The following is a 26,683-nucleotide window of genomic DNA, read 5'->3' as shown; positions in this document are numbered from 1 at the left end:
TTTTTTACATATTTACCAACCGTTTAATCGCTTTAGCTGTATCTCTTGCTAATTGATCCCCTTCATAAGCATATGGTGATAATTCAGCTGTAATTGGGCCTGTGTAGCCTATTTCTTTTAATGACTCCATAAGTCTAGGCCAATTTAAACTACCTGCTAAAAGGGTTGTAAAGCCGTTAATATTGCCTACTGCTGTATTAAAGTCTTTCACATGTACTTTAGCAATACGTTCTCCCAATATGCGTACCCATTGATCTGGGAAGCCAAACTGTAAAACATTTCCTGCATCAAAGTAAACTTTAACATAGGGATGATTTATCTCATCAATAAATTGACGCATCTCAAGTGGACTATATAAAAATTTATTCCAGACATTTTCTACGCCTAAATAAATCCCTTTCTCCTCAGCGTAAGGCGCTAGTTCGATAAAAGCTTCTTTTGCTAGCTCATAACATGTATCATAAGGTCGTTCTTCATTTACCACACCTGGAACGATTAAAACAGTATCTCCACCTAAGATATAACAAGCATCAATCATGCGTCTAGCTACTTCTTTTCCTTGTTCTCTTACTGTTGGGTCAGGATCATTTAATGGATATTTCCAATGAAGAGCAGTTGCTATACTACTAATAGGTAAGTCATATTTTTCTGATAATTGCTTTATTTTTAAAAGCTCATCTTCTCTCATATTAAGTGTTAAATGTACCGTATCTTCCAACCCTAGATCAGATACAATACTTTCTACTTTCACTTCTTCTGCCATATTAAATTCAATCGTTTCAAAACCTGCTTCTTTAGCTAATTGAAACGTTTCTTCTACTGTTAAATTATTTGGTAAAGACCAACTATTAACACCTATTTTCATTATTCTACAACTTCCTTTCTTGTAACACGTTCACTAGCTTCAATGGATTGATAGGCCATCTCAAACATCTCAATAGTAAACTTCCCGGCATTTCCATCTACAGGTGATGGTTTATCTAATTCAATTACTTCTTTAAAGTTTTCAAACATAGCCATGTCCATATCTGTTTCATAGAAAACCCATTGATTGGCTTTATCACCTTCTAAAAATAGTTCTGCTTTTCTTCCAAAACCATCTACTACGGTTCGTCCTTTTTCAGAAATAATTTCTAACATAGCGTCTCCCCAAACAGGATAGTTTCCTGGGCGATTCCAAGATGTATCTAAACTTAAAAGTTCCCCTGATTTGAAGCGAACATGTAATAAGCCTGTGTCCTCAGTTTCAATATCACTAACTGCTGTTAATCCTTGAGCCCAAACACTATCAATTTCAACATCAAATAACCAATAAACTAAATCTGCAATATGAATGGTATGATCAACAATCGCACCACCTCCAGATAATTCTTTTTTAACAAACCAACCACCTGGTACTTTACCGTGATTACTTGCATTAATAGCATATATTTCTCCCAGTTCACCCGAAAGAACCGCTGCTTTTAATTCTTGCATAGTTGGAGCAAAACGTACTGGATGACAAACCAGTAATTTTACTTGATTTTTGTTTGTGACATCAATCATCACATCTGCTTCTGAAACAGAGAGAGCCATTGGTTTTTCAACAATTACATGACACTTATGTTCTGCTGCTGCAACAGTATATTCACAGTGATATTTATTTTCTGAACAAATCACAACCGTGTCACAACCTGTTTCAAATAAAGCTTCTAAACTTTCTTGTTTAGGAATGCCATGTCTATTAGAAACTCCTTCTGAGCCTTCCTCGTTATGATCATAAACTCCTATTATTTCAATATCGAGTTCTCTCATGCATCGAATGTAGCTTTCAACATGCATGTGAGCACATCCAATAATCCCTACCTTCATTAGCTATTCCCTCCTTTTACAACTTGTGAAAGAATTGATTCACGCCACGTTTGACTTTTAGCTGTTACCTCTTCAAACTCATAGTCTTTTTTTGGAATACAGCTAGAAACAAAGGCTTCTTCACTTTCAGAATTAAAAACATATAATCCGTCTGTTCCGGCTACTTCTAATTTTTTAACAAATCCATCTGTTGTTTGAGTTAGATTAATAAAAATATTAAATAGAATAGCTCCTTCAAATTGACCCGTTACTAATAAAACTTGTCTTCCTTTTCCTAAACTAACAGATAACTCTTTAACTTCCTTCATTCCCATTTCTTCAAACCATGTATAAAGTTCACTTAAAATCATATCTAATTTGCCATCATGTTGTTTATTTAATGATAAGGAATATCTGACAAAACTTACTTTTCCTAGCTTTTTTTCTTTTACTAAATCAACACAGGCTTTGTCTTCTAATTTCATTAACTTACCCCTCTCCTTTTTGAATCTTAACTATTTGATTGGTATCAATTGCTTCTTGAGCTGATAAAACTAATCTAGTCACTGATGCACTACTTCTTAAATCAGAACGTGGCGTCATTTCTCCTTCGACACAGTAAAGAAACTCTTGAATCATCTCATCATCTCCACCACCATGTCCGCCATTATCCACAACGGTGTAAACCATCTCTTCTCGTTTTAAGCGGTCGTTCACAATAATTTGATTACGCTCATCATCAAAATAAAGCTCTCCCTTATGGCCAAAGAACTGAAACTCTCTACGATAATAAGCACTGAATTGGCAAATAGAGTAGGTTAGTTTTACATTATTTTGATAATTCACTAGTAGCGCTTGATTATCTTGCACGTCTATTTCTGAATCAAATACACAGTTATCTGGCCAATCATCTTGCCAGTTTACTTGTTTATGTCGATTAATATTGATAATACTTTCCTCACATTCAAACTGAATTGGGCATGTCTTGCAGTTGAGTGGAGCATCTAATGGTTTGCCAAATTTCTTAATAGCTCCTTTTGCTCCAAACACATCTAAGCCGCCTAAACCAGCTACTTGAATTGGTTCAGAATCAATCATCCAATTTAATATATCTAAACTGTGAGATGATTTTTGTAATAACAAACTTTGAGATTTTTCTTTTGTTCGATGCCAGTCGTGGAAAAAAGCATAACCACCATAATGAATATGATCAATACCATTAGCTAAGTAAATATCACCGATAATACCTGACTTCAATAATTCTTTTGCCTTAGCATAAAGTGGTGCGTATCTTAAGACGTAACCTACTAAAAACACTTTTTCATAGTTTACTAAAGCAATTTCTAACTCTCTCACTTTTTCTTCCGTGATTTCTAGTGGTTTCTCACAAATAATATGTTTTTGATATTTAATTGCTTCAAGTACAATCTCTCCATGAGTTCCGTCTGGTGTTGCAATAAATATAGCCTCTACTTCAGGATTTTTAAGTAATTCATGGTAATCCTTAGTTTGAGGTATATTTCTTTCTTCAAACATATCAAAATGATTACCAGTCACATCACTCACCATAACAACCTCAATTTCTGGATGAGGTATCAAGGAATGAATAGCGAACTTACTACCCCGATTTCCTAATCCAATCACACCAAATTTTATTGTCATCTCTTCTCCCTCTCTTCTTTCTTAGTCTCCTTTATTATCCTAATATTACGAGTAAATGAATACCTATTTAAAAGGATTAAAGCTTTTTGTATAAAAAGTATGTCTCTGATTATAAGTTTTTAAAAGAATTACTAACAAGAAAAGAGGAAGCCAGAAAATGGTTCCCTCTTTTTTGTTATTAGCTTTTTGAACCACTCAAAGCAATCCCTTCGATGAATTGCTTTTGGAAAATTAAAAATAAAATAATTAATGGAATAACGGCTAAAAATGAACCTGCCATCATTAACGGATAATCCGTTGAATGTTGACCACTCAATGAGGCTAAACCTGCTGAGAGTGTCATTTTTTCAGTCGATGTATTAATAATTAACGGCCAAAGTAAAGAATTCCATCCGTATAATAACGAGAATATCGATAACGAAATCAGCGCCGAACGTGATAATGGCACAATAATCGTGAAGAAGATTTTAATACGAGAACATCCATCGATAATAGCTGCTTCTTCTATCTCTTTTGGGATTGTTAAAAAGAATTGTCTTAGTAAAAATGTCCCAAAAGCTGAAAATAATCCTGGTAAGAAAAGAGCAGGTATTGAATCAAGTAAACCTAACTTTTGAACGATTATGTACTGAGGAATTAAAAAAATTTGTCCTGGTACCATTAATACTGAAAGTAAAATAATAAATAAAGCATTTTTAAAAGGAAACTCTAACCTTGCAAATGCATAAGCTGCCATCGAACAAAAGAATACTTGTCCTACAGTAATGACTGCTGTTGAAATAAATGTATTTAAATAAAATTGTCCAAAATTAAGTTCTGTAAATATCTTTGTAAAGTTAGCCCACTGAGGAACTTCCGCAAAAAACGTTGGAGGAACAGCAATTGCCTCGGTGTTTGTTTTTAATGCTGTTAGAACCATCCATACAAAGGGAAAAACCATTAAAAAAGAACCTAAAATTAATAACAGATGGACGACTATTTTTTTGCCACTCTTTAAGTTTTTCATTTGATTTCTCCTTTTAATAATGAACCCATTTCTTTTGTAATCTAAAGTTAACAACTGTGATCAGTAATGTAATTAATAATAACAAGACTGAAATTGCTGCTGCGTATCCTTTATCGTTAAACACAAAGGCATTTCGATAAAAGAGATATGATAGAGATTGTACATTTTTTAACGCTGGATTTGTCTCTGAATACATCAAAAAGATTAAATCATACACTTGTAATGCTGAGATAAGTGATGTAATCATGTTAAAGAAAATCGTCGGAGTTAAAAGAGGTAAGGTAATGGAGAAAAATTTTCGAATCGGACTTGCTCCGTCCATATCAGCTGCTTCATAAAAACTTCTCGGTACCCCTTGTAATCCTGCCAAATATAGAACAATTGACGTACCTAGTGAAGCCCATACACCAACTACTACTAAGGAAATCATTGCCCATTTACTATCTGTTAACCAATTTGGTCCAGCAATTCCGATTTTTAAAAGTAGTTGATTGATAATGCCGTACTCTGCATTGAACATCCATTTCCAAATCATCGCAACAGCAGAGGTCATTGTAACGGCTGGTAAAAAATAAATTACTCGATAAAAACTAACACCTTTAATTTTATTATTTAGTAAAACAGCTATCACAATTGAAATAGCCACACCGATGGGCACGGTGAAAATTGCGTAAGTTAGCGTATTTTTAGTTGCCAACAACACCGTGCCATCAGACATTAATTTTTTAAAATTTGCCAAGCCTATAAATGTATAACCACCAAACTGATTCCACTGTGTAAAGGAATAAAAAACATTTTGAAACATGGGAATCAAATAGAAGATTAAAATTCCTAACAAAAGAGGTGAAACAAATAGAATAGCGGTGAAAAGACCTTCTTTATCATATTTTTTACCAAAAATTTTGATAGAACCTGTTTTCATCCTACTCACCCTTTACTATTTGCTTAGTAGTTCGTTCGCTTTTTTAGCGTATTCTTCACTAGCTTCTTTTACTGTTTTATTACCCATCCAAGCTTCGTTAAAGATTTCTGTTTCAATTGCAATAGCTGACATACCGTTTTTATTATTTGGTAATGGAACTGCATATTCAACAGCATCAACGAATACTTTAATATTTTTATCTTTGTATGAATTAATCCACGCATCTTGTGTTCCTTCACGAGCAGGAATTACTACTCCACTCTCAGCAATTTTCTTGTTTACTTTTTCAGATGATAAGTAATCAATCCATTTAGCTGCTGATTCTTTATTTTTTGAATGCGCTGACATAACATTTGCTAAAGCATTAGATGTCGTTGCTCTTTTTTTACCTTTAGGAAGTGGCGCTACATCTATATTTTTCAAACCATAATCTTCCTTAAAGAAAACTGGAGTCATGTAAGAACCATCAACTGCCATTGCTACTTTTCCAGCTTGTAATAATTCTGATTGTGTTGTGCTTGCCATTGTTTCAACAGGAACTGCTGAACCTTGTTCACTAAATTTATGCCAGTATTCAACGCCTTCAATCGTTGCTGGCTGGTCAAAGGCTGATTTTTTACCATCTTTTGTAAATGGTTGCCCTTCATTTTGATAAATCGTTTCGTAATAACCACCTTGCCATGTAACAGGTGTTGCCATGCCATAGATGCCTTTATCTTCATCTGTTAATTTTTTCGCTGTTTCTAACCAAGTATCCCAAGTCCATGTATCATCTGGATAAGCTACTCCAGCGTCATCAAAAATTTTCTTGTTATACCATAATCCATTTGTATCGAAGTCTTTTGGAATACCATATAATTTTCCTTCATGTGTATATGACTCAATATATTGCTTAGGAAACGCTGATGTATCAAGTTTATAGTCATTTAAAGGTTCCACAACACCTGACTCAATGTAATCTGTTGATTTTGGAATATTCAACCAAAATACATCAGGTGCATTTTTTCCTGTAATGGCAGTTTCTAACTTAGTCCAGTATTGAGCCCAAGGCGTTACTTCAAGTTTTATCTTAATATCTGGATTTTCTTCTTCAAAATCCTTCGCAATTTCTTTAAAAACGACTGCTTGCTCTTTATCCCATAAAGCATAAGATATTTCCGATTTGCCACCTTCGCTCTTTTTACCACCATCTTTATTACCACAACCGACAACTGCAAGTGATAAAATACTTAATGCCGCTGCAAATAAACCTAGTTTAATTCTCTTTCTACCTTTTTGCTGCTTTTCCACCATTAATACTTCCTCCCTCAAAATATATATATTTAAAAAAATATTTCTTTAGTTCTAAAGAAATATTAGTTACCTAGAGTTAGCGTTTACATTATTTAGAACTATTAAGAACTTATCTTTTCCTCATACGCTTTTATTGATTTTTCGTAATCGCTAGGTGAAAGACCTTCATATTTTTTAAAGCTTGTTGAAAAGTAATGAACTGAATCAAATCCCAATTGTTGGGCAATTTCAGTAAAGCTTAAATTATCTTCCCGAATTAATTTTTTCGCTTCTTCCATTCTCAACACTTTAAGATAAGTCATAACGGTATAACCTGTTTCATTCTTAAAGAAACGCTTTAAGTAAGTTTTACTTAGATAGAATTCATTACAGATATCATCCAATAAAACCGTTTGACTCATGTTTTCTTGTAGATACAAAATAATCTTGTTAATCGTACTGTCTTTAAATGTTTTCTTTAACATACCTGTGGACCTTTCAAAGTTAACTGGTTCTAACTCTACTCGAATAAGTTGAATTAAAAATTGTTGTAAATAAAGATACATCATTTGCTCTGCTCCAATAACCGGTGAAGCCAATCGATTGCTCTCTTGATAAAGCCTACCCAAATCATCCACAAAAACTCGTTTTGATTCTCGAATAAATGAGCCTAAAATTTTTCGTTCGTTTTCTGTTAACTTCATAATTTTCTTTTCAAAAAATGTCATCACTGGTGAATGACTTACAAAGCTAATCACCAATACATTAGAAGCAACAATCCCATTTCCACCAATTGTATGGAATTCATTTGGACGATGAAAAATGATATCTCCTTCAGATAATTGATAGTTCATGCCATCAGCTGACACTTCAACTTCTCCTTTATCGACATAAACTAATTCCCAAAAATCGTGTTTCTCTCCATCGAAGTAATAGCTCTTAGTAAACTCGTTGTAATAGACTGTTATTATATTCTCTATTTCAACTAACATATCTGGTCTTTTTAACTGATTATCCAATGGTTTTTGTTGATTATTTTTCATTTTTTACCACCATCCCTAGTTATACTAGTTTTAATCATAGCATTGATATCAAGTTTTTTTCACTAAGTTTTAATTTTTCTTCTCGGTGAATTCATTATTACCTGAATTTTTTTTTTTGAATAGGGCTCTCTTCTTAGTTGGTCTTTTTATATAAATTTTGGAGCCCATTTAAAAAAAAGTCTTTTTTACATTTAATCATAGCTGGCCTTTTTTCATAAATTCTATGTCTTTCATTCTAAATAATTAACACTTTGCTTCTTGTTATTATGATGATAGAAATAAAATATAGGAGGTTTTTACATGTTAAAAGTAGGTCTTGTGGGCTTAGGTTTTATGGGAAATGCGCATTTACAAAATTATATTCGTTTAGAAAAAGAAGGGTTTCCTATTAAATTAGTAGCAATTTGCGACATTGATGATAAGAAACAAGGTGGTGCGTTAGTAGAGGGAAATCTACCTGTTGGAATTGATAATGTCGATTTTTCTAACTATAACTTCTATAAAGAAATGGAAGAAATGATCAAAACTGAAGAACTTGATTATGTGGATTTATGCCTTCCAACTTACATTCATTCAACTATGGCAGTTGAAGCAATGAAATTAGGAGCTCACGTATTTTGTGAAAAACCAATGGCTATCTCTTCTAGCGAAGGACAAAAAATGATTGATGCCTCAAAAGAATATGACAAACAATTAATGATTGGACAAACGCTACGCTTCTTCCCAAGTTATCTATACTTGAAAGAAACAATTGAATCTAAACGTTACGGTGAAGTTGTAGGTGGTTATTTCTTCCGTGGCGGAACAACTCCTATTTGGTCATGGGAAAACTGGTTGCTACAAAAAGATAAATCTGGTGGATGTTTACTAGATCAACATATCCATGATGTGGACACTATCAACTGGTTATTTGGTTTACCAGAAGCCGTATCAACTAGTGGTAAAGTTATTAATGAAGGCAATGGCTATGACATTGTTTCAACTAACTACTACTATCCAGATGGAAAAGTTATTCATGCTGAAGACGATTGGACAATTAATAACGACGATTATGGTTTTGAAATGAGATTCCGTGTTAACTTCGAAAAAGGAACTATCATTTTAGAAAATGGTGTCTTCAAAGATTACCCTCACGGTGAAAAGAGTTTTGAACCTGATATTAGTAAAGAAAGTGGCTATTATTATGAAATCAAACACTTTGCTGAAAGTATTTTAAACAACACACAAGCTGATAAACGCGTTCCATCTGAAAGTGCTCGCGATACTATTTTCTTAGCAGAAAAAGAACAAGAATCAGCAGACCAAAATGGTGTAAAAGTAAATTTATAAACGATATAAATATGAAAACGCATGAAATCTATTTAGACTTCATGCGTTTTTTTATTTAATTGATTAATCTACCCATCGTATAATAATCCAATGATACGTTAAATAATTAAAAGCTCCCTCTCCTCCAGTAGCATCTGCAGAAAAGCTAAGTGCAAATGTTTTTTCAGGGATATTATTCCACTCAAGAATATTTCCTTTAATAGGTTCTAAATTTGCCAAACCATTAGTTCCAATTTTATATTTAATCGGAGCATCTTTAAATTGTTTCGATAGTATAACAGGATCAACTAATTTAAAAGAAGGATCTTTTTTTGATAATTTTATTGATGCAAATCTTCCTGGCATAAAAATATCGATACTTTTTAAGTTATCTAACTTATCTAGAGGACTCAAATTCAACAATCCTTGTCTATCTTCACGTATACCAGAATTCGCGTCAATACTGCGAGATTTTAAAGTTAAATGCTCTAAATCCTTTAAATCATATAAGAAACCAAGTCTATCAATTGGTTTGTACAGAGGTATCTCTTGAAAATTAATTATTTTTAAGTTCTCAAGAGAATCTAAACCTTCAACCCCTCCTGAGACATCAGATCCCCATCCAGATATACTTTCTAAAGCCTCAAAATTTTCAACTTCATCTGCAAGTAACTCTCTACCATTATTAAGATGTAAGTTTTTTACTTGTTTTACTGAATCCTTTCTAATTAAACCAAATTTATTATAAAATTCAATATCCGATTGCTCTTTCTCTTTCATAAAAATTTCTTTAGCTACACTATGAGTAGTATCCTCACCATTTATCGAAAAATACTCTATCGGTACTGGTTTTTTTGATAATTCTACAGCTAAACTATTAATGCTACCAACTCAAAAAAAACAAATGAACATAACCGCTGATATCAACATTTTTCTCATAACTGAAACCCCTTTCTTTTACATTTAAGATTATATCATAATTAAATAACGATTTAAATGTCTATTAAACTACACATGATTCTTATTCAACCCTCTTCTTCAAATAATACTTAGTCGTTCCTTCAAATGGACAGTCTTCTAATTCTCCAAATATGGTAAAACCTAGTTGCTTATAAAATGTTAATCCCTGATAGTCTTGCGTATTGACAGTTAAGTATCCGCAATAATGCTGTTTAGCTATTTTTTCCATTTCAGTAACTAACTGTTTACCATATCCTTTTTTTCGACAACTTTCTCTAACTGCGAGTAAAGAAATATGAAGTGTATTCCCTCTCATTTTTCCTAAAATACCACCTGAATAATGATCTTCTTCAAACAAACCAAGAGAAAAAATGGTTTCTTTATAATCTATTGAGTTAAAAATAGTTCGATCGTATTCAGTTAATAGCTCTGTTAATTGTTTCGTGTTTTCGATTTCATTCATTTCTCTTATCATAGTTACATTCTCCTTTTAATAAGAAAAAATCAGCCTAATATTAGACTGATCCTTTTATTGATAAAGTTTACGCAAAATTTTTACAAGTACTAGTACTGTACTTCCTGTTATTAACAAACCTACACCAAAACCATTACAAAAACTTTGTATATGATTGTTTGGTATTAATATGCTAAATAACATCATTATAATACCTACACCACTTATAATAATCCCACTATTTAAAATTTTCTTTTCCTGGTTTTCTTTTTTTAATTCTTTCATCATAACGACATCCTCCTTAATTAAATTATCTAAGGAAATATCATAAATATTACTAAGTTCTACTAAACTATAAATATCTGGGATGCTCTTTCCTGTTTCCCAATTAGAAATAGTTTGTCTGGAAACATGTAATTTTTGAGCAATCTGTTCTTGAGTAAGCCCTACTTGTTTACGTTTATCTTTTAACTTAGTTGAAATATCCATGGTAATCTCCTTTATTTAATCGTAGATGATATCATTCATTAAAACAGCCAAAATTCCTTGTCATATCTGAAATGTCAAAGATTTTTGACATGATTTTTAATTAAAAAAAGACATTTCATTTGTTATTCATCTCTCGTTTGAATCACACTCATCACACCTGTAGCAAAAGAAAACGTACTTGTCTCTCCCACAAATTCATTACTGGACAAAGATCTTGGATAAGAAAAATCGACATCTTTTAATGTGTATTTTGCATCATATAAATTTAGTTTCGTAACTGGTGTCAGGCAAATGTAAGCCAGGTAAGTTTTATCATTTTCTTTTTGAATAACATGTTCTCCTGGTTTAAAATAAGTCACACTATTTAGTTTATCAACAATACTTATTTTTTCTATTACAGGCATAAATCTTTCCTGAAGTGGTAACCATAAATTAGATAAATAATGGTCTAATCTACCACCAGTAGCACCTATTAAAATAATATTAGCGTCTGGATAATGAGACATCGCTTCTAAAACACCTAACTCCATATCTGTATCATCTTTTTCGGCGCGACAACGTTCGATATTGGTTACTCTTTCTTTCACCCATAACCATTCTGATTCATTCAACGAATCAAAATCTCCAACTGCTTCTTTAATAGGTAGTCCTGCTTTTAGTCCATACAGTGTGCCTCGGTCAACACCAATCCAAGCTGTACTTTCTTTTTGATAAAAATCAAGAGAAGGCCAATCACTAGGTTGACCTCCTCCGATAATCACAACATCTCTAATCATTATTTTGTTACTTCTCTTAATGTCGCAATTCTTTCACCAACATCTGGTGAATTATACACATAAGAACCAGCAACTAATACATCTGCTCCAGCATCTACACAAGCTTTAGCTGTTTTATTATCCACACCGCCGTCAATTTCAATTTCATAGGTATAGCCTTTTTCTTTTCTCAACTCATCTAATTGTTCTACTTTTTCTAAACATTCTGAAATAAAGGCTTGTCCACCAAAACCTGGATTAACTGTCATAATTAAAACTAAGTCAGCTAAAGGTAATACATGCTCAATAACAGAAACCGGTGTTCCAGGGTTAATGACAACGCCAGCTTTAACACCTTCATTTTTAATCATTTGCATCGCACGATGAATATGAACAGTGCTTTCTGCATGAACCGTAATAATATCTGAGCCTGCTTTAGCAAAATCTGGAATAAAGCGTTCTGGTTCTACAATCATCAAATGAACGTCTAATGGCAATTTAGTTACTGGACGAATAGCTGATACAATGTTAGCTCCTAGGGTAATATTAGGAACAAATTGGCCGTCCATTACATCCACATGAATATAGTCTGCCCCTTTTTCTTCCACTAATTTAATGTCTCTTTCTAAATTTGCAAAATCTGCGCTTAAAATTGATGGTGCTATTTTAACCATAACTATCTTCCTCACTTTTATTTTTTATTGTATTTAGGTTTTCTTGCTTTCACTTCTTCTGCGAATTGTAAATAATTATCATACCTTGATTGAAGGATTTCACCCGTTTCAACACGATGTTTCACTTCACATTTTGGTTCTTTATGATGTTTACATTCTCTAAACTTACAAAAAGCAGAAGCCTCTAAAAATTCAGGGAATTCTTTGGGTAAGTCATCTATCTCAATTTCTAAAAACTCAATCGAGCTAAAACCAGGAGTATCTGCTACTAGTCCACCATTTAATTCTAATAATTCAACATGACGTGTCGTATGTTTTCCACGTCCTAATGCCTCTGAAATTTCACCGACCTCCAATTCTAAGCTCGGTGCAATTGTATTTAAAAGTGTTGATTTACCAGCACCTGATTGCCCCATAAAAACAGTTAAATTATTTTTGAAAAAATCAGTTAACTGTTCTTTTTTACCACCTTCAGAAAATAAAACTGGATACCCTACAGATTCATAATAACTCCTTACCTTTTCCATCTCTTCTTTGACTTCAATAGGTGCGATATCAAGTTTTGTTATATAAATAATTGGTTTAATTCTTTTTGATTCTAGAGTGACTAAAAATCGGTCTAACAAGTTATAAGAAAAATTAGGTTCTATACAACTTGTTACAACAACACCCAAATCAATATTAGCTACAGGTGGTCTGATAAGCTCATTATTTCTTTCTAAAACTTCAAGTACATAACCATCTGTCATATTCGTACTTTCAAACGTTACCCAATCGCCGACTAAGGGAGTAATATTTCGGTTTCTAAAGTTTCCACGAGCTCTTGTTTGATACGTTTTCCCTTCATGATAAACATAGTAAAAACCGCTTAAAGCCTTTCTTATTTGCCCTTTTGGCATAGTGCCCCTCCTTTTAATTATCTTGTCTTCTATGCCTTTTATTGTAACACAACTCAAAACAAAAAAAGAAAGAGAAATCAAAAGATTCTCTTTCTAACTATTGTGTTCATCATTATTTTGATCTTGAGCGCTATCTACTGTTGAATCAGTGTCCTCCGTACTTGTTGATGTCTCTGGAGGAGTTGTTTCTGATGTAGTTGTAGACGTAGATGTTGAGCTACTTGTTGACGAAGTTGGTGCTGGTTTTTGTCCTGCAGAGAAAATCACAACAATTTCATCACCTTTTTTCACCCGACTAGAGCTACCACTTCTTGGATAAGCATAAGAAACATTACCTGCTGTAACATTATCTGAATACTCTGAGCCGCCATCAATAAATACTAAGCCTTCACCATCTAAATAGCTCATTGCTTGTTCTCTTGTAAAACCGGTCATATTATCCAGAGCAAACGTTTTGGCACCATCACTAACAAAAAGAGTTACTTCAGCCTCTTCTGGCGTCACATCACGATTTGCCTTTGGTGTTTGTTTGATAACTTTATTAGCTTTATGTGTGTCAGAATGTTCTTTTTTAATTTTAATATTTTCATCCTTGAAACCTTTACTGAGTAGATCATCCTTAGCATCAATTACATCTTCATCTGTATAATCCTTCATTTTGATAGCTTTTTTACCTGAGCTAATGTAAAGAGTCACTTCACCTTTATCTTTTTTAACAGAAGTGCCAACTGGTGGGTCTGTTTTTACGACCATATCTTTTTCAACTTTATTGTCACTAACTTTTTTCGTTTTACCAACCTTAATCTTCTTCTCTTGAAGAATCATAATAGCCTCTGTTTCTGATTTTCCAGTGACATCAGGAATTTCCACATCGCCGCCTTTACGACCTAATGCAAAAAGTCCCCCTGATAAAAGAAGAATTATGCCTAAAACAATAAAGAAAATTTTCATCTTACGTTTTGATTTTTTCTTCACATCATCTAATTCATCATCATCGTCATCATCTAAGTCTGGTAAAGAAGACTTCTTAACCATTTCTTGTGGCCCTTGATTTGGTACATAACTTTCATCAATGGGATCAAGCATGATTGTTTCATCCATCATAGCTGTTGGTTCAAAAGGAGCTTCATTTGCTCTTTCAGGGCTAAGTGCTGTTTTTAAATCAGCAAACATATCATCTACAGTTGCATAACGATCAGCCGTTTCTTTAGCTGTTGCTCGTAACACCACATTTTCTAACGGTTGTGGAATATTTGGGTTGGTATCTCTAACTGAAGGCATTTCTTTTTGAAAATGCTTCAGTGCGATAGATACAGCTGACTCTCCTTCAAAAGGAACTGCACCAGTCAATAATTCATACAAAATAATTCCTAGTGCATAAATATCTGATTGACGCGTTGCCATTCCACCCCTTGCCTGTTCAGGTGATAAATAGTGAACAGAACCTAACAAGGTATTCGTTTGGGTAATCGATGTTTCTGATAATGCAATAGCGATACCAAAATCCGTAATTTTAGCTGTACCATCTTCATTGACTAAAATATTTTGTGGTTTTAAATCACGGTGAATAATTCGATGTTGATGAGCTAAAGAGATAGCAGATAAAACTTGACCCATAATATCTACAACAACATTCAAAGGGATATTTTTTTGATTTCTAATATACTGTTTTAAGTCTGTTCCTTTAACATACTCCATAACAATATATTGCATACCATTTTCTTCTCCAACATCATAAACACTTACAATATTTGGATGAACCATCTCTGTTGCAGCTAATGCCTCTCTTTGAAAACGTCGAATAGCATCTTGGTCATTTTGAAAGTCAAATCGCAACACTTTTACTGCTACTTCACGGTTTAAAATTAAATCCGTTGCTAAATAAACATTAGCCATGCCACCACTACCGATATTGCCGATAATTTCATAGCGTTCGCCTATTTTGGTACCTATTTTTATCATGCCTCATGGTCCTCCTTATTTGGAGACGTAAACTCTATCAATAAAGCTGTAATATTATCTGTTCCCCCAGCTTCATTTGCTTCAAAAATCAATTGATCCACTCTTTCTTTTAACGGAAGTGGTTGTTGCACAATCCGTTTAATCTCACCATCTGATAACATGTTGCTCAAGCCATCAGAACAGAGTAATAAATGGTCATTTTCAACGATAGAAACCACTGATAAATCAACTTCAACTTCTCCTGGAACACCCACTGAACGAACTAAAATATTCTTCTTCGGATGTTTGGCAGCCATATCTGAAGTGATTTCTCCTGTTTTAACTAATTCATTTACTAAAGAATGATCATCTGTCAATTGTCTAATCGCACTATCTCGAATAATATATGCACGACTATCCCCCACATGAGCTAACAAAATTTGATCACCAAGTAACGCTGTTAATACCACAGTCGTTCCCATGCCATATTTTTCTGGATTATTACTTCCTTCATTGTAAATCACTTGGTTTTCTCGTTGGATAGCTGATACAAGGAATCTAGCAACTTCATCTTGTTTTTTCAAGCTTGTTTCTTCCCAAGCTTTTCCAAGTCCAGTTACTGCTAAAAAACTCGCTGTATCTCCTGCTTGATGTCCACCCATGCCATCAGCGACAATTCCTATCACAACACCTGATTGATTTTTATATACGCCTACTGTATCTTGGTTACTTTTCCTTTTGCGTCCTACATTCGTCTGGAATTCAATTTTCATGATTTCACTCCTTTGTTCGGCCAACTAAGCTTTTCTTCTCAAACAGCAAATGAAAAATCCATCTGTCTGATAATGATGTGGATAAATTTGTAACATTTTATCTTGGTAGCTCTTTGAAATAGATTCTGAGCCTATCACATCAATTTTTTCAAAGTTGGGATGTTTTTCCAAAAATTGGTCTATCACTTCTTTATTTTCCTCTGAAGTAATTGTACACGTACTATAGGTTATTATACCCCATACCTTTACTTTTGTAACAACACTTTCTAATATTTCTGACTGAATCTGCTGTAACTCTAGGATATCTTCTGTTCTTTTGCTGTATTTTATGTCTGGTTTTCTCCTTAGTAGTCCTAAACCAGAACAAGGAGCATCAACTAAAATGCGGTCAAACGTGTCATCTTCAAAGGTAGTTGCAACTTCTCTTGCATCCATTTTTTTAGTTTCAATAACAGAAGAAACACCTAGTCTCTCAGCATTTTCATTAATTAGATTAATTTTATGGTCATAAATATCAAGAGCAGTAATTTTACCACCTTCTTCTGAATCTAAAAAACTAGCCATATGAACTGTTTTTCCACCAGGAGCAGCACAGGCATCTAAAATATGATGATTTTTTTCAATCTGCATACTTGGTGCAACTAACATCGAGCTCTCATCTTGCACTGTGATAAGCCCTTTTTTAAAAAGGTTACTTCCAGCTAAAAAACCTTTTTTAGCAACAATTCCGTAAGGCGAAACAACACTTTTTTCTGCAAAAATGCCTTCTTCTTCTAACTGTTCAATCGCCTCTTCTCGTGACAACTGATTTGTATCAACTCGTGCACTGGCTTTACTTGGTAAAAGTAATGATTCTCCTAGTTCTTTTGTTTCATCATAACCAATATCATCAACTAATTTTTTAGTTAACCATTTAGGAATACTGATTTCTGTTGATAATCGTTTGAGCTTATTTTTAATCTCATCAGTTGGTCGTGGACCTTTTCTTTGAATGTTTCTCAAAACGCCATTAACATAACGACCAATTCCTGGATTACCTTTTGCTTTAGCAATTTCAACTGCCTCATCAATGGCACTATAGACAGGAACTTTATCTAAATACTCCATTTGATACATCGATAAAAGAAGTAAATACTTCACCCAGTTTTCAATTTTAGAGGTATCTTCAACAAAATCAGTTAAGCCATATTCTAATGTCATTTTTCGACTGATTGTTCCATAAACAATTTCGGTCATTAGCCTACCGTCTTTTTCAGACAAACGGTGCTTACTAATATATTCTTTAACCAATAAGTTAGAATACGCATCTTGTTCAGAGACTTGGGTCAATAATTCCAAGGCTGCTAAACGAGGTGATTCATAAACTTTTCTTGGTAATTTTCGGTTCTTATTCAAAATGATTGCCTACTTCCATTTCACGACCTACACCATTTAAGTACTCAACTGCTTTTAGGCGGCCTTTTCCTGCTGGTTGTAAATCATTGATTTGTAACACCGTACCTTCACCACAAGCTACCCAAAAATTCTTTTTATTAATTTGGATAATCGTTCCAGGTTTTTCAGTTGTTGTTTCTTCTAAAACCATAGTATCCCAGATTTTAACACGACTATCTTGATACATCGTGTAAGCTACTGGCCACGGGCGCATACCTCTTACTTGAGAGTCGACAAGTCTACTTGTCTTTTGCCAATCTATTTGCTCTTCTTCACGAGTAATATTAGGTGAATAAGTTACTTGAGATTCTTCTTGAGGTGTATCTTTTATTTTACCTTCTAAAAAGTCTGGTAACATTTCAAGTAACATTTTTTTACCTAGTAAGCTTAATTTTTCAAACATGCTACCTACATCATCTGTTTTCTCAATCGGTAATGATTCTTGAGTTAAAATAGCTCCTGCGTCCATTTTTTTAATCATACGCATGATAGTAACACCTGTTTTGTCATCTCCATTAATAATGGAGTAATGAACAGGTGCTCCACCTCGATACTTAGGCAGTAAAGAAGCGTGTACGTTAATAGCTCCTAAACGTGGGCTCTCCAATAAGCTTTCTGGTAAAAATTGACCAAATGCTGCTGTGACAATTAAATCTGCTCCTAATGTCATAATTTCATCCATCTCAGCTGAACCACTTATTTTTTCTGGTTGTAACACTTTAATATTGTGTTTTAACGCTGCTTCTTTTACAGGAGGCGGTGTTAGAATTTTTTTTCGTCCAACTGGGCGGTCTGGTTGTGTTACTACACGTAATACCTCATAACCTGCTTCTACTAATCCATCTAAAATTGGTACTGAAAAGCCTGGTGTCCCCATAAATATTATTTTAGTCATAACCATGTTCCTCCATATACGCTACTAAATTATCTGGTTCGATTGTTTCAATAATGCTATCTGTAAACAATTCTCCTCTTAAATGCTCCATCTCATGTTGGAAGGCTCTTGCTAGATAACCTGTTGCATCAACTTCCATTTCATAACCTTCTCTATCAACATAACGCACAGTCACTTCTTCATATCTTTCAACTGTTCCATATACGTCTGGAAAACTTAAACAACCTTCCACATCAATTGATTTACCTGATGAAGCAATAATTTCTGGATTGATCATTTCAAATAGACCTGTTTCCTCATCTAATTCAATGACAATAACACTTTTTGAAACACCCACTTGATTAGCTGCTAAACCGATAGCATCTTTTGCTTTAATCACTTGATACATATCATCTAATAAATCAATGATTTCATCATCAATATGTGTCACCTTTTTAGTTGGTGTTGTTAAAACTTTATTGGGATATAATACTATTTTTTTCACATTTTTGTCCTTTCTAAATAAAATGCTGTGGCTCCATATCAATCGTAATTCGAAGACCGTTTCGTATTTCTTTTTGAGATTCTTCTAAAATGATTTTCAAGCCATTTGACAAATTAGGTTCATTTTTATATTTAATAACTGTTTGGTAATAATAACGTTTATTAATTCTAGCTACAGATTTTGGCGTTGGTCCTAAAAGAATAGCACCTTCTGATAAATATTTCTTTAAAAAAGCAACAATTTCATACATTTTCTTAGCAGCTAGATGTTCTTCTTCATGACTCACGACTAACTGAGCAGTAAAATAAAAAGGAGGATAGTTCCCTTGATGGCGTAATCTCATTTCTTGTTGGTAGAAAGCTTCATAATCTTGTGCTTTAGCTAACTCAATTGCATAATGTTCAGGGTTAAAGGTTTGAATAATCACCTCACCAGCTTTTTCGCCACGCCCTGCTCGCCCACTTACCTGGGTTAATAACTGAAATGTTTTTTCACTTGATCTAAAATCAGGCAAGTTTAAAGCTGTATCAGCATTTAAAACGCCCACTAGCGTAACATTTGGAAAATCCAATCCTTTAGCAATCATTTGAGTACCGAGTAAGATATCTGCCTCTTGATTACCAAATTGAGCTAATAATTTTTCATGACTTCCTTTTCTACGAGTTGTATCGACATCCATTCGAATCACTCTTGCTTCTGGAAGCAATTCTTTTAATTCTTCCTCAACTTTTTGTGTCCCTGTTCCATAATAACGAATCTTGTCACCGTCACAAACTGGACAACGATATGGAATGCGCTCTTCGTGACCGCAATAATGACACTTCATTTGTTTGGTATCCATATGAAGGGTTAAAGAGATATCACAATTAGGACATGGCAAAACATAGCCACAATCGCGACACATCACAAAAGAAGAATAACCCCGTCTATTTAACATTAAAACAGACTGTTCTTTTTTGGCTATGCCACTCTTTAACTTTTCAAGAAGAGTGCTAGAAAAAGTAGTTGTCAGAGATTGTTTCATCTCTTCTTTCATATCAATAATATCGATTTGTGGCAACATTGCTTTAGACACCGCACGTTCAGTTAATGTTAATAGTTGGTACACTTTTTTTTGAGCTCTTGCTCTTGCTTCTAAAGAAGGTGTTGCACTTCCTAAAAGAACAGGACAATGATGGTATTTTCCACGCCAAATAGCCAAATCCTTTGCATGATAACGAGGCGTTTCATCCTGTTTATAACTACCTTCATGTTCTTCATCAATCACTATTAAACCAATATTTTCAAGCGGTGCAAAAATAGCTGATCTCGCTCCAACTACAACTCTAGCTTCTTTTCTTTCGATTTTTCGCCATTCATCGTATTTTTCCCCTTGAGATAACCCACTATGTAAAACAGCTACATCATCTCCAAAACGCTTTTTAAAACGAGTCACTGTTTGAGGTGTTAACGAAATTTCAGGTACTAACATAATCGCCGTCTGATTTTTTTCTAAGACATGAGCTATTGCTTGTAAATAAACTTCCGTTTTCCCGCTACCTGTTACACCTTCTAAAAGAAAGACATCTGATTTTTCTTGATCCATCGAAACTTTCATTTTATCTAAAGCAAGCTGTTGTTCTTCATTTAATTTCAATGGTGTATCTTTCTTAAACTGGTGGTGAGCATAAGGATTTCGGTAAACTTCTCTTTCTTCAATCGTTAACCAACCAGATTTATGCCCTTCATTAATAGTTGGACGAGTAATATCATGTGTTTCAAGTAATTCTTTGATACTAAACTCAGACTCATCAATTTCCATTAAAAAATCAAGTAAACGATGTTTTTGTGTCGCATTTTTTCTTGTTTTTTCTTTTTCAAGTAACAACTCTGAGTTTTCTAATGCTTTTTTTATGACACGTTTAGTTTTAACTTTATTCTTCGTTGTTACTTCATAACGAATGTCTACTTTTCCATCTCGTCTTAACTCTAAAAGTTCTGAGAAATGAGGAGATTCTTTAGCAATGTCCCATTCAATTTCACCTAAACCTAAAAACAACTCATCCGTTATCTTCTCAGGTAAATTATTATCTAGTAAAGTGACATACTTTTTATAACTAGAACGCATCACACTTGGTAACATTGTTTGAAGACACGTAATTTTAAACGAATAGGTGGTTTCTTTCATTTCATCTGCCAACTCTAAAAGCTCTTCATTTAAAACAGGATGTAAGTCCAAGACATTAATAATTGGTTTCAAATCATTTGGCATAATATCAAGTTCTGTTAAACCAACTATAAAACCTTGAATATGACGATTCCCATTACCAAAAGGAACTTCTACACGCATACCTATTTCTATTAATTCTGTTAACGATTCAGGAATGGCATAACTAAAAGGTTGATCTGTCTGCATGGCAGGAACATCAACAATCACATCTGCTATAAATGGCATCACATCTCATCCTTTCTCATCTGTCTTATTGTACTAAAATTTTGCCTCTTTGTCTGTTTCAATCTAGTAAATAACTCTTAACAAATTAGAACAACAAAAAAAGAACCTTTTCAGCTTTTTATTTGCTTAAAATTGAGTTCTTTTTCCAATTTTTATTTTTTCCAATCAAAAGGCAATAAGTCTTTCAACGTATAAATATTATTTTCTCCTAGGGCAATTTCCATCTCCACATTACGTTCATCTAGTTGAGATAAAAACTCACGACATCTACCACAAGGTGCTAAAAATTCTCCCTTAGTATCTACTGCAACTAATCGAACAACATGCGTCTCTCCGTGCTTCAACATGTCTGCCGCCGCTGCATGCTCGGCACAAAATCCCATAGAGCAAGCTGTATCGATACAAATTCCCGTATAAATATTGCCATCAGAAGTTTCTATAGCAGCTGCAACTTGACCACCTTCTGCATAGTCAGAATATTGCTTAGGATTAATGACACGAGTTGCTTCTTTTTTTAGTTTATCAAACATTGTCTTTATCACCTCTTTAATTAACATTTACTAAAAAAGAGAGTGAAACAAGTGTTTCAAACTCTCCTTTATTATTACATTTTGCGATCCATTTGAATGCGAGCTTCTAATTCTTGATGCTCACGACGTTTGTTTGCTTTTCTTTCTTCTTCTTGGCGTTTTAATAATTCTCTTTTTAATTCTGGGTTTGGATCAATCACTACATCACCATTTGCGATTTCTTCTAAACCACGACCAACATTTTTCACTGAAACAAATTTATCTTCTTCAATCATTGGTTGCGCTCCTAAATCTAATTCATGAGCACGTTTACTTGATAAAATAACCAAAGAATATTTTGAATCTACTTGTTCTAATAACTTATCAATTGATGGTGTTAACATAATTTAAAACTCCTTTAACATTTTTTCGTAGCGATGAATCACACGATCTACTCGGTAATGTTCGCTCTCAATTATTTTTTTTATACGATCTACAGCTAAATCTACTTTATCATTAACAACTGCATAATCATAATGACGCATCATATCAACTTCTTCGCGAGCCACTTTCATTCTTTCGTCAATCACAGCCATATCATCTGTTCCACGATTCACAATTCTTGATTTTAACTCATCAAAATCAGGAGGCGTTAAAAAGATAAAAACACCATCTGGCACTTTCTCTTTTACTTTCATCGCTCCTTGAACTTCTATTTCCAAAAAGACATCCTTACCTGAATCAAGTGTCTGATTCACATAATCCAAAGGGGTACCGTAGTAATTGCCAACGTACTCTGCATATTCTAACATTTTTCCGGTTTGAATCAACTCTTCAAATTCTTCCCTTGAACGAAAGAAGTAATCCACACCTTCTTTCTCTCCAGTTCTCATTTGACGAGTCGTCATTGAGATTGAATATTCAAATTCATTGCCTTCACTATCAAATATTGCTTTTCTGACCGTACCCTTACCAACACCTGATGGTCCGGATAGTACGATTAATAACCCTCTTTCTGACATGTTGTCTTCCTTTCACATACTTTTTAGTTTTATTTACTATAATGCACTCTGAAAGAAAATTTTGCAAGGTAGATTTCATAAAAATTTAAAGAAAAAGGAACTTATTCAATGTTTTGAACCTGTTCTCTAATCTTTTCAACCACCGTTTTTAAGAAAACAACCTGTTCTTTGATGGCGATAGTTGTTGATTTAGAACCGATTGTGTTAACTTCTCGGTTCATTTCTTGAATTAGAAAGTCCATTTCTTTTCCAACAGGAGCATCTTTTTCGAGTAATTGATTTAATTTACCGACATGAATCTCTAACCGGTCTAATTCTTCATTAATATCTCCTCGCTCGATTAAAAGAGCTACTTCTGTCAACAAACGATTCTCATCTACTTTGTCACCAATCAAATCTGTCATTTTTTTCTCTAATTTTTCTTGGTAATCTTTTTCAATCATCTCTGACTGCTCTTTAATGATTACAACGGCATCTTTGATTTCTTGCTGATAGGTTTCAAAGTATTTTTTGATTTCCATTCCTTCTGCTAATCGGCTTTCTTCTAAAGCTTGAATAGCTTCTTCAAAAGTTTCCATCAAATCTGTTACTAACTCTTCGTCTACCTCTTTTTTTTCTACAACTTCAAATAATTCTGGATGCATAATAGCTCCAGTCATTATTTTAGAAGGTGAAAATTTCTTTCCTTTATATCGACTCTCTTTAGCTTCGTTTAATTCAAGCATTAATTGATCCATCAAATGCCAATTAATCGCAATATCTTGGTCACTACCAGACTCTTTTTGAATGGTTACAAAACACTCAACTCGCCCTCGACTTAAATATTTTTTAGCACAATTTTTCATTGGCATTTCAAGTGAGTTAAATTCTCTTGGCATTCTGATTTGTGTATCTAAAAACCGATGATTGACTGATTTTATCTCAACTACTATTTGGTAATTTTCTTTCGAGCAATTACCTTTACCATACCCTGTCATACTTTTCATTTTTTATCACCTACATTTTACTTAATGATTCTTTTAAAGCATTGAATTCTTCGTTTGATAAAGTAACACCTTTACCCATTTTTTCATGATCTGGAGCCCAATCTCTTAAATCAAATTTTGGTGGACGCCCATTCCAACTCACTAAATTAAGTTCTTTTCTCCATCCTTTTGGGTTCTCTGAAAGGACGACAATTTCTTCTACAATTTCATAAGAAAATTCTTGTGCCATTTTATTTATTCCTCTTTTCTAAAAACATTAAAAACAGTGCCTCTAAACCAATTTTCCAAGAAACATCCAATAATAAGTCATAACTATCTCGGTGACTTTCTGCTTCATCTCCAAAATAATGGTAATAAGAAGCGATTTGTTGAAACTCCGAGATAGGAGATTTCTGTTGCGCATACTTCGTCAACCATTCACCTAAGGAGTACATCATTGCCTGGTTTAACTCATCACCAACGAGTTCTTCTTTTTCATGAAATTTTTTTACAACTAACTGAGATAGCTCATCCAGTGTATAAAGAAGAGTTGGATCAATCATTAATTTTTTAGCTAATGATTCTAATAATATTAAACTGATAAACTCTGGTATAATTTGATTTTTTTGGAGCCATTCCCATTCTTTTAAAGTTGTTTTTTTCTTATACCAATTATTAAATTTGGGTATTAACTTTAAAAAGTAGAAAAACTCACGACTTAATACTAAGCATTCTTTTTTGAAATTTTTATTTGGAAACGTATAACTTTGGCCACTGTAATCACCTAATAGTTTTTTTGCTTCTAAATAACCTAATCTCATATTCCAAGTAGAACGCTTCCCATCAAATAATAACACATTTCCTAATCCCCAAGAACTACTAAAAATAAGTTCTGTTACACCATTTTCTAAATGGTAAGGTTTCGTTATGCCTGGGCCATTGACATCAATCACTAAAAGTTCTGTCGCACCGCGATTTAGTAATACGTCTCGTGGAACATTATTTCTGTAACCACCATCAACATAATAAGTACCATCAATTTGGCAAGCTGCCATAGCTGGGAAAAAAGAAGACGATGCAAGTAGCCACTGAGGTAGTGTCTCTTCTGTCATATCTTTTAAAGAAACAACCTTTTCTTCCATTCTCGGTGTTTCTGTTGTCGCAATAAAAAATTCTTTTTCCTTATTAAATATTTTTTCTGGATCCATCAACTCTTTGATCAAATTTAATAAAGGTTCTGTGCTAACGCCTTTAGATTGAACAGCTGTTTTAGTCAAAAGTTGAAGTTTATTGATTAATTCCTTTATTGTATACTCATCTGATGTTTCAAAAGGTAAAGAAAGGATTTTTTCTGTTGCAATAGACTGCCACATCTCTTCTGCTACTTCCAACTCACCTTGTAATATAAGCCCTCCATTTAACGCTCCAACAGAGGTTCCACTCATCATAGTATAATCAATGGAAAGTTCTTCTAAACAGTGCCATACGCCTATTTGGTAAGCTCCTTTAGCCCCTCCACCACCAAGAACTAATCCGGTATTATAGGACATCTCTAATTCATATCCACTTCCGTCTTGATAACTAAAACCTAGTTTGTGAAGTTCTTGAGCTTTTAGAAGAGGTTGTTTAGCTAACTTCAATACCATTTTTTTTAAAAATCTTCTTTTAGCAATGGCCACTAAACCATTATAATACTCTTTATTTCTAACCGTTTTACTCATTTTTAGTAAGTTATTTACATGAACTTCATCTTTATAAAAAGTAACACCTACAATAAACAATAGTTGGTTCTTTTCATACCAACCAAAAAAAGCATCTGTATCTTTTAATTGAACCATATTGGCACTGAGTTCCTTTAGCGCTTGAGAATTTGACCCGAAAAACGGTATCCATTCTTTTGCTCCTTCAAAAGATATCATTTTTAAATGTGAAGGGTAAATTTCTTTTAACAAATAATCAACTCCTTTTGGTTAATATTAGAACTTTAAACAAATATTATTATTATTTATTTGACTAAGCTTATCCCCATTCGTATAATGAGTAATAGGAAACATAGGGAGGCGAAACAATGGTTAGTAGTAATAGGTCTGTAGATTCCGAATCTGAAAATAGTGTTAAGAAATTCACACGTTTTATTTCTCGCTCTTCTCAACGTTTTTTTGCTTCTTTTATTGATGAAGAATCAGAAAAAGAAAAGCAATCAAACCGAATCCTACAACAAATCAATCAAGCAATTACACAAAAAAGTATTGTTGTAATTCAATATAGAGATGATTTACAAGAAAAAGCTGCTAATCGTTTTGAAACATTGGTGGGACGCATTTATCAACATGCGACAAACCCAGATTCTTTAGTGATTAAACTTCAAAAAGATAACCAAGTTCGAATGATTTCAGCAAAAAATATTAAAAAAATTTCAATTATTAGGAATAATCCTAACTTAAAATAAAAACTTTTTAAGAGACTGGCTAATTGGCTAGTCTCTTTTTTTTGATGATTCAAACTTTCACTTTAGTCATTTTCTAAGATAATTTGTGCTATTGCCATAATCTCCGTATGAGAAATTGAAACATGAACTTTTCCTTCAAATGGAGATTTGGTTACTATAGGACGACCATTTTCTTCTCTTAGAACCTCAACATCTGTTAATTTCACTTTACCAATACCCGTTCCGTATGCTTTAGAAAAAGCCTCTTTGCATGCAAAACGACCTCCTAAAAACTCAACTTGGCGTTTTTCTCCTAACTGGTCAAAAAGGTTTCTCTCCTCTGTCGTTAAAACACGATCAATAAATTTTTCGTTTTTTTCAATTACTTCTTTCATTCTTTTAAGTTCAACAATATCGACACCAATACCAGCTATCATAATTTTCTCCTTTACCGAATCTTCCTAAATTTATTATAAAGATTTTCAATAAAAAAAGCTAATACCAAAAGTATTAGCTTTAAAACA

29 protein-coding genes are annotated in these 26,683 nt (G+C 33.5%); 2 read left to right on the top strand and 27 right to left on the bottom strand.

The features are described 5' to 3' along the window. Positions 1–4: 4 nt before the first annotated feature. From H9L18_RS01910 to H9L18_RS01875, 8 genes are all read right to left on the bottom strand, one after another. Positions 5–865 carry a sugar phosphate isomerase/epimerase family protein gene (locus H9L18_RS01910; protein ID WP_126793511.1) on the bottom strand — a complete coding sequence of 287 codons (861 nt, stop codon included), beginning with the start codon at positions 863–865 and terminating at the stop codon, positions 5–7. After that, complete coding sequence (locus tag H9L18_RS01905) at positions 865–1,851, bottom strand: Gfo/Idh/MocA family protein (protein ID WP_126793509.1); 987 nt, start codon at positions 1,849–1,851, stop codon at positions 865–867. The genes H9L18_RS01910 and H9L18_RS01905 overlap by 1 nt, the downstream gene beginning before the upstream one ends. Then, positions 1,851–2,315, bottom strand: a complete 465-nt coding sequence (locus tag H9L18_RS01900; protein ID WP_126793507.1) for a hypothetical protein — start codon at positions 2,313–2,315, stop codon at positions 1,851–1,853. The genes H9L18_RS01905 and H9L18_RS01900 overlap by 1 nt, the downstream gene beginning before the upstream one ends. Before the next feature lie 4 nt (positions 2,316–2,319). Beyond that, the gene (locus tag H9L18_RS01895; RefSeq protein ID WP_126793505.1) at positions 2,320–3,492 is read right to left on the bottom strand and encodes a Gfo/Idh/MocA family protein; all 1,173 of its coding nucleotides are present in this window, start codon (positions 3,490–3,492) and stop codon (positions 2,320–2,322) included. A 178-nt stretch (positions 3,493–3,670) separates the two neighbouring features. Further along, positions 3,671–4,498 (bottom strand): carbohydrate ABC transporter permease, encoded by an 828-nt coding sequence (locus H9L18_RS01890; RefSeq protein WP_126793503.1) that lies wholly within the window; start codon positions 4,496–4,498, stop codon positions 3,671–3,673. 13 nt (positions 4,499–4,511) lie between these two features. Further along, positions 4,512–5,420 (bottom strand): carbohydrate ABC transporter permease, encoded by a 909-nt coding sequence (locus H9L18_RS01885; RefSeq protein WP_126793501.1) that lies wholly within the window; start codon positions 5,418–5,420, stop codon positions 4,512–4,514. 15 nt (positions 5,421–5,435) lie between these two features. After that, a complete protein-coding gene (locus H9L18_RS01880) occupies positions 5,436–6,713 on the bottom strand; it encodes an ABC transporter substrate-binding protein (protein WP_126793499.1) in 1,278 nt (425 codons plus the stop codon). A gap of 101 nt (positions 6,714–6,814) precedes the next feature. Next, on the bottom strand, positions 6,815–7,735 hold the full coding sequence (locus H9L18_RS01875) for an AraC family transcriptional regulator (RefSeq protein ID WP_126793497.1): 921 nt from the start codon (positions 7,733–7,735) through the stop codon (positions 6,815–6,817). A gap of 300 nt (positions 7,736–8,035) precedes the next feature. On the opposite strand from H9L18_RS01875, the gene H9L18_RS01870 reads away from it, so the two are divergent. Next, positions 8,036–9,064 carry a Gfo/Idh/MocA family protein gene (locus H9L18_RS01870; RefSeq protein WP_126793495.1) on the top strand — a complete coding sequence of 343 codons (1,029 nt, stop codon included), beginning with the start codon at positions 8,036–8,038 and terminating at the stop codon, positions 9,062–9,064. A gap of 63 nt (positions 9,065–9,127) precedes the next feature. Here H9L18_RS01870 and H9L18_RS01865 read toward each other — a convergent pair whose 3' ends face one another. From H9L18_RS01865 to H9L18_RS01780, 18 genes are all read right to left on the bottom strand, one after another. Continuing rightward, entirely contained in the window at positions 9,128–9,823 is a 696-nt protein-coding gene (locus H9L18_RS01865; RefSeq protein WP_126793493.1) for a hypothetical protein, read from the bottom strand. A gap of 241 nt (positions 9,824–10,064) precedes the next feature. Continuing rightward, positions 10,065–10,478 (bottom strand): GNAT family N-acetyltransferase, encoded by a 414-nt coding sequence (locus tag H9L18_RS01860; protein ID WP_126793491.1) that lies wholly within the window; start codon positions 10,476–10,478, stop codon positions 10,065–10,067. 54 nt (positions 10,479–10,532) lie between these two features. Further along, positions 10,533–10,946, bottom strand: coding sequence for a helix-turn-helix domain-containing protein (locus H9L18_RS01855; protein ID WP_126793489.1), 414 nt, complete (start codon positions 10,944–10,946; stop codon positions 10,533–10,535). A 122-nt stretch (positions 10,947–11,068) separates the two neighbouring features. Further along, a complete protein-coding gene (locus tag H9L18_RS01850) occupies positions 11,069–11,722 on the bottom strand; it encodes a thiamine diphosphokinase (RefSeq protein ID WP_126793487.1) in 654 nt (217 codons plus the stop codon). Continuing rightward, the gene (gene rpe / locus H9L18_RS01845; protein WP_126793485.1) at positions 11,722–12,375 is read right to left on the bottom strand and encodes a ribulose-phosphate 3-epimerase; all 654 of its coding nucleotides are present in this window, start codon (positions 12,373–12,375) and stop codon (positions 11,722–11,724) included. The genes H9L18_RS01850 and rpe overlap by 1 nt, the downstream gene beginning before the upstream one ends. Before the next feature lie 17 nt (positions 12,376–12,392). After that, complete coding sequence (gene rsgA, locus H9L18_RS01840) at positions 12,393–13,274, bottom strand: ribosome small subunit-dependent GTPase A (protein ID WP_126793483.1); 882 nt, start codon at positions 13,272–13,274, stop codon at positions 12,393–12,395. A gap of 93 nt (positions 13,275–13,367) precedes the next feature. Next, positions 13,368–15,236 carry a Stk1 family PASTA domain-containing Ser/Thr kinase gene (pknB, locus tag H9L18_RS01835; RefSeq protein WP_126793481.1) on the bottom strand — a complete coding sequence of 623 codons (1,869 nt, stop codon included), beginning with the start codon at positions 15,234–15,236 and terminating at the stop codon, positions 13,368–13,370. Next, positions 15,233–15,988, bottom strand: coding sequence for a Stp1/IreP family PP2C-type Ser/Thr phosphatase (locus H9L18_RS01830; RefSeq protein WP_126793479.1), 756 nt, complete (start codon positions 15,986–15,988; stop codon positions 15,233–15,235). The genes pknB and H9L18_RS01830 overlap by 4 nt, the downstream gene beginning before the upstream one ends. 24 nt (positions 15,989–16,012) lie before the next feature. Next, a complete protein-coding gene (rsmB, locus tag H9L18_RS01825; RefSeq protein WP_126793477.1) occupies positions 16,013–17,383 on the bottom strand; it encodes a 16S rRNA (cytosine(967)-C(5))-methyltransferase RsmB in 1,371 nt (456 codons plus the stop codon). After that, positions 17,376–18,317: a methionyl-tRNA formyltransferase gene (gene fmt / locus H9L18_RS01820; protein WP_126793475.1), complete on the bottom strand. Its 942-nt coding sequence runs from the start codon at positions 18,315–18,317 to the stop codon at positions 17,376–17,378. Before fmt ends, rsmB begins: the two co-directional genes overlap by 8 nt. Beyond that, positions 18,310–18,801, bottom strand: coding sequence for a peptide deformylase (gene def / locus H9L18_RS01815; protein ID WP_126793473.1), 492 nt, complete (start codon positions 18,799–18,801; stop codon positions 18,310–18,312). The genes fmt and def overlap by 8 nt, the downstream gene beginning before the upstream one ends. Positions 18,802–18,814: 13 nt before the next feature. Beyond that, entirely contained in the window at positions 18,815–21,235 is a 2,421-nt protein-coding gene (priA, locus tag H9L18_RS01810; RefSeq protein WP_126793471.1) for a primosomal protein N', read from the bottom strand. Positions 21,236–21,387: 152 nt separating this feature from the next. Then, positions 21,388–21,765, bottom strand: a complete 378-nt coding sequence (locus tag H9L18_RS01805) for a cytidine deaminase family protein (protein WP_126793469.1) — start codon at positions 21,763–21,765, stop codon at positions 21,388–21,390. A gap of 74 nt (positions 21,766–21,839) precedes the next feature. Further along, positions 21,840–22,151, bottom strand: a complete 312-nt coding sequence (gene rpoZ, locus H9L18_RS01800; RefSeq protein WP_126793467.1) for a DNA-directed RNA polymerase subunit omega — start codon at positions 22,149–22,151, stop codon at positions 21,840–21,842. Then, on the bottom strand, positions 22,152–22,766 hold the full coding sequence (gmk, locus tag H9L18_RS01795) for a guanylate kinase (RefSeq protein ID WP_126793464.1): 615 nt from the start codon (positions 22,764–22,766) through the stop codon (positions 22,152–22,154). A 101-nt stretch (positions 22,767–22,867) separates the two neighbouring features. Continuing rightward, on the bottom strand, positions 22,868–23,752 hold the full coding sequence (locus tag H9L18_RS01790) for a YicC/YloC family endoribonuclease (protein WP_126793462.1): 885 nt from the start codon (positions 23,750–23,752) through the stop codon (positions 22,868–22,870). A gap of 10 nt (positions 23,753–23,762) precedes the next feature. Continuing rightward, a complete protein-coding gene (locus H9L18_RS01785) occupies positions 23,763–23,981 on the bottom strand; it encodes a YdbC family protein (RefSeq protein ID WP_126793460.1) in 219 nt (72 codons plus the stop codon). Between the two features lies 1 nt (position 23,982). After that, a complete protein-coding gene (locus tag H9L18_RS01780) occupies positions 23,983–25,683 on the bottom strand; it encodes a patatin-like phospholipase family protein (protein WP_126793458.1) in 1,701 nt (566 codons plus the stop codon). A gap of 116 nt (positions 25,684–25,799) precedes the next feature. Here H9L18_RS01780 and H9L18_RS01775 point away from each other — a divergent pair, with 116 nt between their 5' ends. Next, a complete protein-coding gene (locus tag H9L18_RS01775; RefSeq protein ID WP_126793456.1) occupies positions 25,800–26,180 on the top strand; it encodes a hypothetical protein in 381 nt (126 codons plus the stop codon). A gap of 62 nt (positions 26,181–26,242) precedes the next feature. Here H9L18_RS01775 and acpS read toward each other — a convergent pair whose 3' ends face one another. Beyond that, a complete protein-coding gene (acpS, locus tag H9L18_RS01770) occupies positions 26,243–26,596 on the bottom strand; it encodes a holo-ACP synthase (RefSeq protein WP_126793454.1) in 354 nt (117 codons plus the stop codon). Positions 26,597–26,683 lie beyond the last annotated feature (87 nt).

The organism is Vagococcus carniphilus (assembly GCF_014397115.1).
Lineage (GTDB): Bacteria > Bacillota > Bacilli > Lactobacillales > Vagococcaceae > Vagococcus > Vagococcus carniphilus.
This window is presented reverse-complemented; position numbering and strand designations above follow the sequence as displayed.

Excerpts from the sequence above, each read along its gene's own strand:
- H9L18_RS01910 (WP_126793511.1), bottom strand. The coding sequence starts at position 865 with ATGAAAATAGGTGTTAATAGTTGGTCTTTACCAAATAATTTAACAGTA.
- H9L18_RS01775 (WP_126793456.1), top strand. The coding sequence starts at position 25,800 with ATGGTTAGTAGTAATAGGTCTGTAGATTCCGAATCTGAAAATAGTGTT.
- H9L18_RS01865 (WP_126793493.1), bottom strand. The coding sequence starts at position 9,823 with ATGAAAGAGAAAGAGCAATCGGATATTGAATTTTATAATAAATTTGGT.
- H9L18_RS01905 (WP_126793509.1), bottom strand. The coding sequence starts at position 1,851 with ATGAAGGTAGGGATTATTGGATGTGCTCACATGCATGTTGAAAGCTAC.
- H9L18_RS01900 (WP_126793507.1), bottom strand. The coding sequence starts at position 2,315 with ATGAAATTAGAAGACAAAGCCTGTGTTGATTTAGTAAAAGAAAAAAAG.
- H9L18_RS01860 (WP_126793491.1), bottom strand. The coding sequence starts at position 10,478 with ATGATAAGAGAAATGAATGAAATCGAAAACACGAAACAATTAACAGAG.
- H9L18_RS01875 (WP_126793497.1), bottom strand. The coding sequence starts at position 7,735 with ATGAAAAATAATCAACAAAAACCATTGGATAATCAGTTAAAAAGACCA.
- H9L18_RS01885 (WP_126793501.1), bottom strand. The coding sequence starts at position 5,420 with ATGAAAACAGGTTCTATCAAAATTTTTGGTAAAAAATATGATAAAGAA.
- rsgA (WP_126793483.1), bottom strand. The coding sequence starts at position 13,274 with ATGCCAAAAGGGCAAATAAGAAAGGCTTTAAGCGGTTTTTACTATGTT.
- fmt (WP_126793475.1), bottom strand. The coding sequence starts at position 18,317 with ATGACTAAAATAATATTTATGGGGACACCAGGCTTTTCAGTACCAATT.
- H9L18_RS01850 (WP_126793487.1), bottom strand. The coding sequence starts at position 11,722 with ATGATTAGAGATGTTGTGATTATCGGAGGAGGTCAACCTAGTGATTGG.
- gmk (WP_126793464.1), bottom strand. The coding sequence starts at position 22,766 with ATGTCAGAAAGAGGGTTATTAATCGTACTATCCGGACCATCAGGTGTT.
- H9L18_RS01790 (WP_126793462.1), bottom strand. The coding sequence starts at position 23,752 with ATGAAAAGTATGACAGGGTATGGTAAAGGTAATTGCTCGAAAGAAAAT.
- acpS (WP_126793454.1), bottom strand. The coding sequence starts at position 26,596 with ATGATAGCTGGTATTGGTGTCGATATTGTTGAACTTAAAAGAATGAAA.
- pknB (WP_126793481.1), bottom strand. The coding sequence starts at position 15,236 with ATGATAAAAATAGGTACCAAAATAGGCGAACGCTATGAAATTATCGGC.
- H9L18_RS01870 (WP_126793495.1), top strand. The coding sequence starts at position 8,036 with ATGTTAAAAGTAGGTCTTGTGGGCTTAGGTTTTATGGGAAATGCGCAT.
- H9L18_RS01890 (WP_126793503.1), bottom strand. The coding sequence starts at position 4,498 with ATGAAAAACTTAAAGAGTGGCAAAAAAATAGTCGTCCATCTGTTATTA.
- H9L18_RS01855 (WP_126793489.1), bottom strand. The coding sequence starts at position 10,946 with ATGGATATTTCAACTAAGTTAAAAGATAAACGTAAACAAGTAGGGCTT.
- H9L18_RS01880 (WP_126793499.1), bottom strand. The coding sequence starts at position 6,713 with ATGGTGGAAAAGCAGCAAAAAGGTAGAAAGAGAATTAAACTAGGTTTA.
- H9L18_RS01895 (WP_126793505.1), bottom strand. The coding sequence starts at position 3,492 with ATGACAATAAAATTTGGTGTGATTGGATTAGGAAATCGGGGTAGTAAG.
- H9L18_RS01805 (WP_126793469.1), bottom strand. The coding sequence starts at position 21,765 with ATGTTTGATAAACTAAAAAAAGAAGCAACTCGTGTCATTAATCCTAAG.
- priA (WP_126793471.1), bottom strand. The coding sequence starts at position 21,235 with ATGCCATTTATAGCAGATGTGATTGTTGATGTTCCTGCCATGCAGACA.
- rpe (WP_126793485.1), bottom strand. The coding sequence starts at position 12,375 with ATGGTTAAAATAGCACCATCAATTTTAAGCGCAGATTTTGCAAATTTA.
- H9L18_RS01830 (WP_126793479.1), bottom strand. The coding sequence starts at position 15,988 with ATGAAAATTGAATTCCAGACGAATGTAGGACGCAAAAGGAAAAGTAAC.
- H9L18_RS01785 (WP_126793460.1), bottom strand. The coding sequence starts at position 23,981 with ATGGCACAAGAATTTTCTTATGAAATTGTAGAAGAAATTGTCGTCCTT.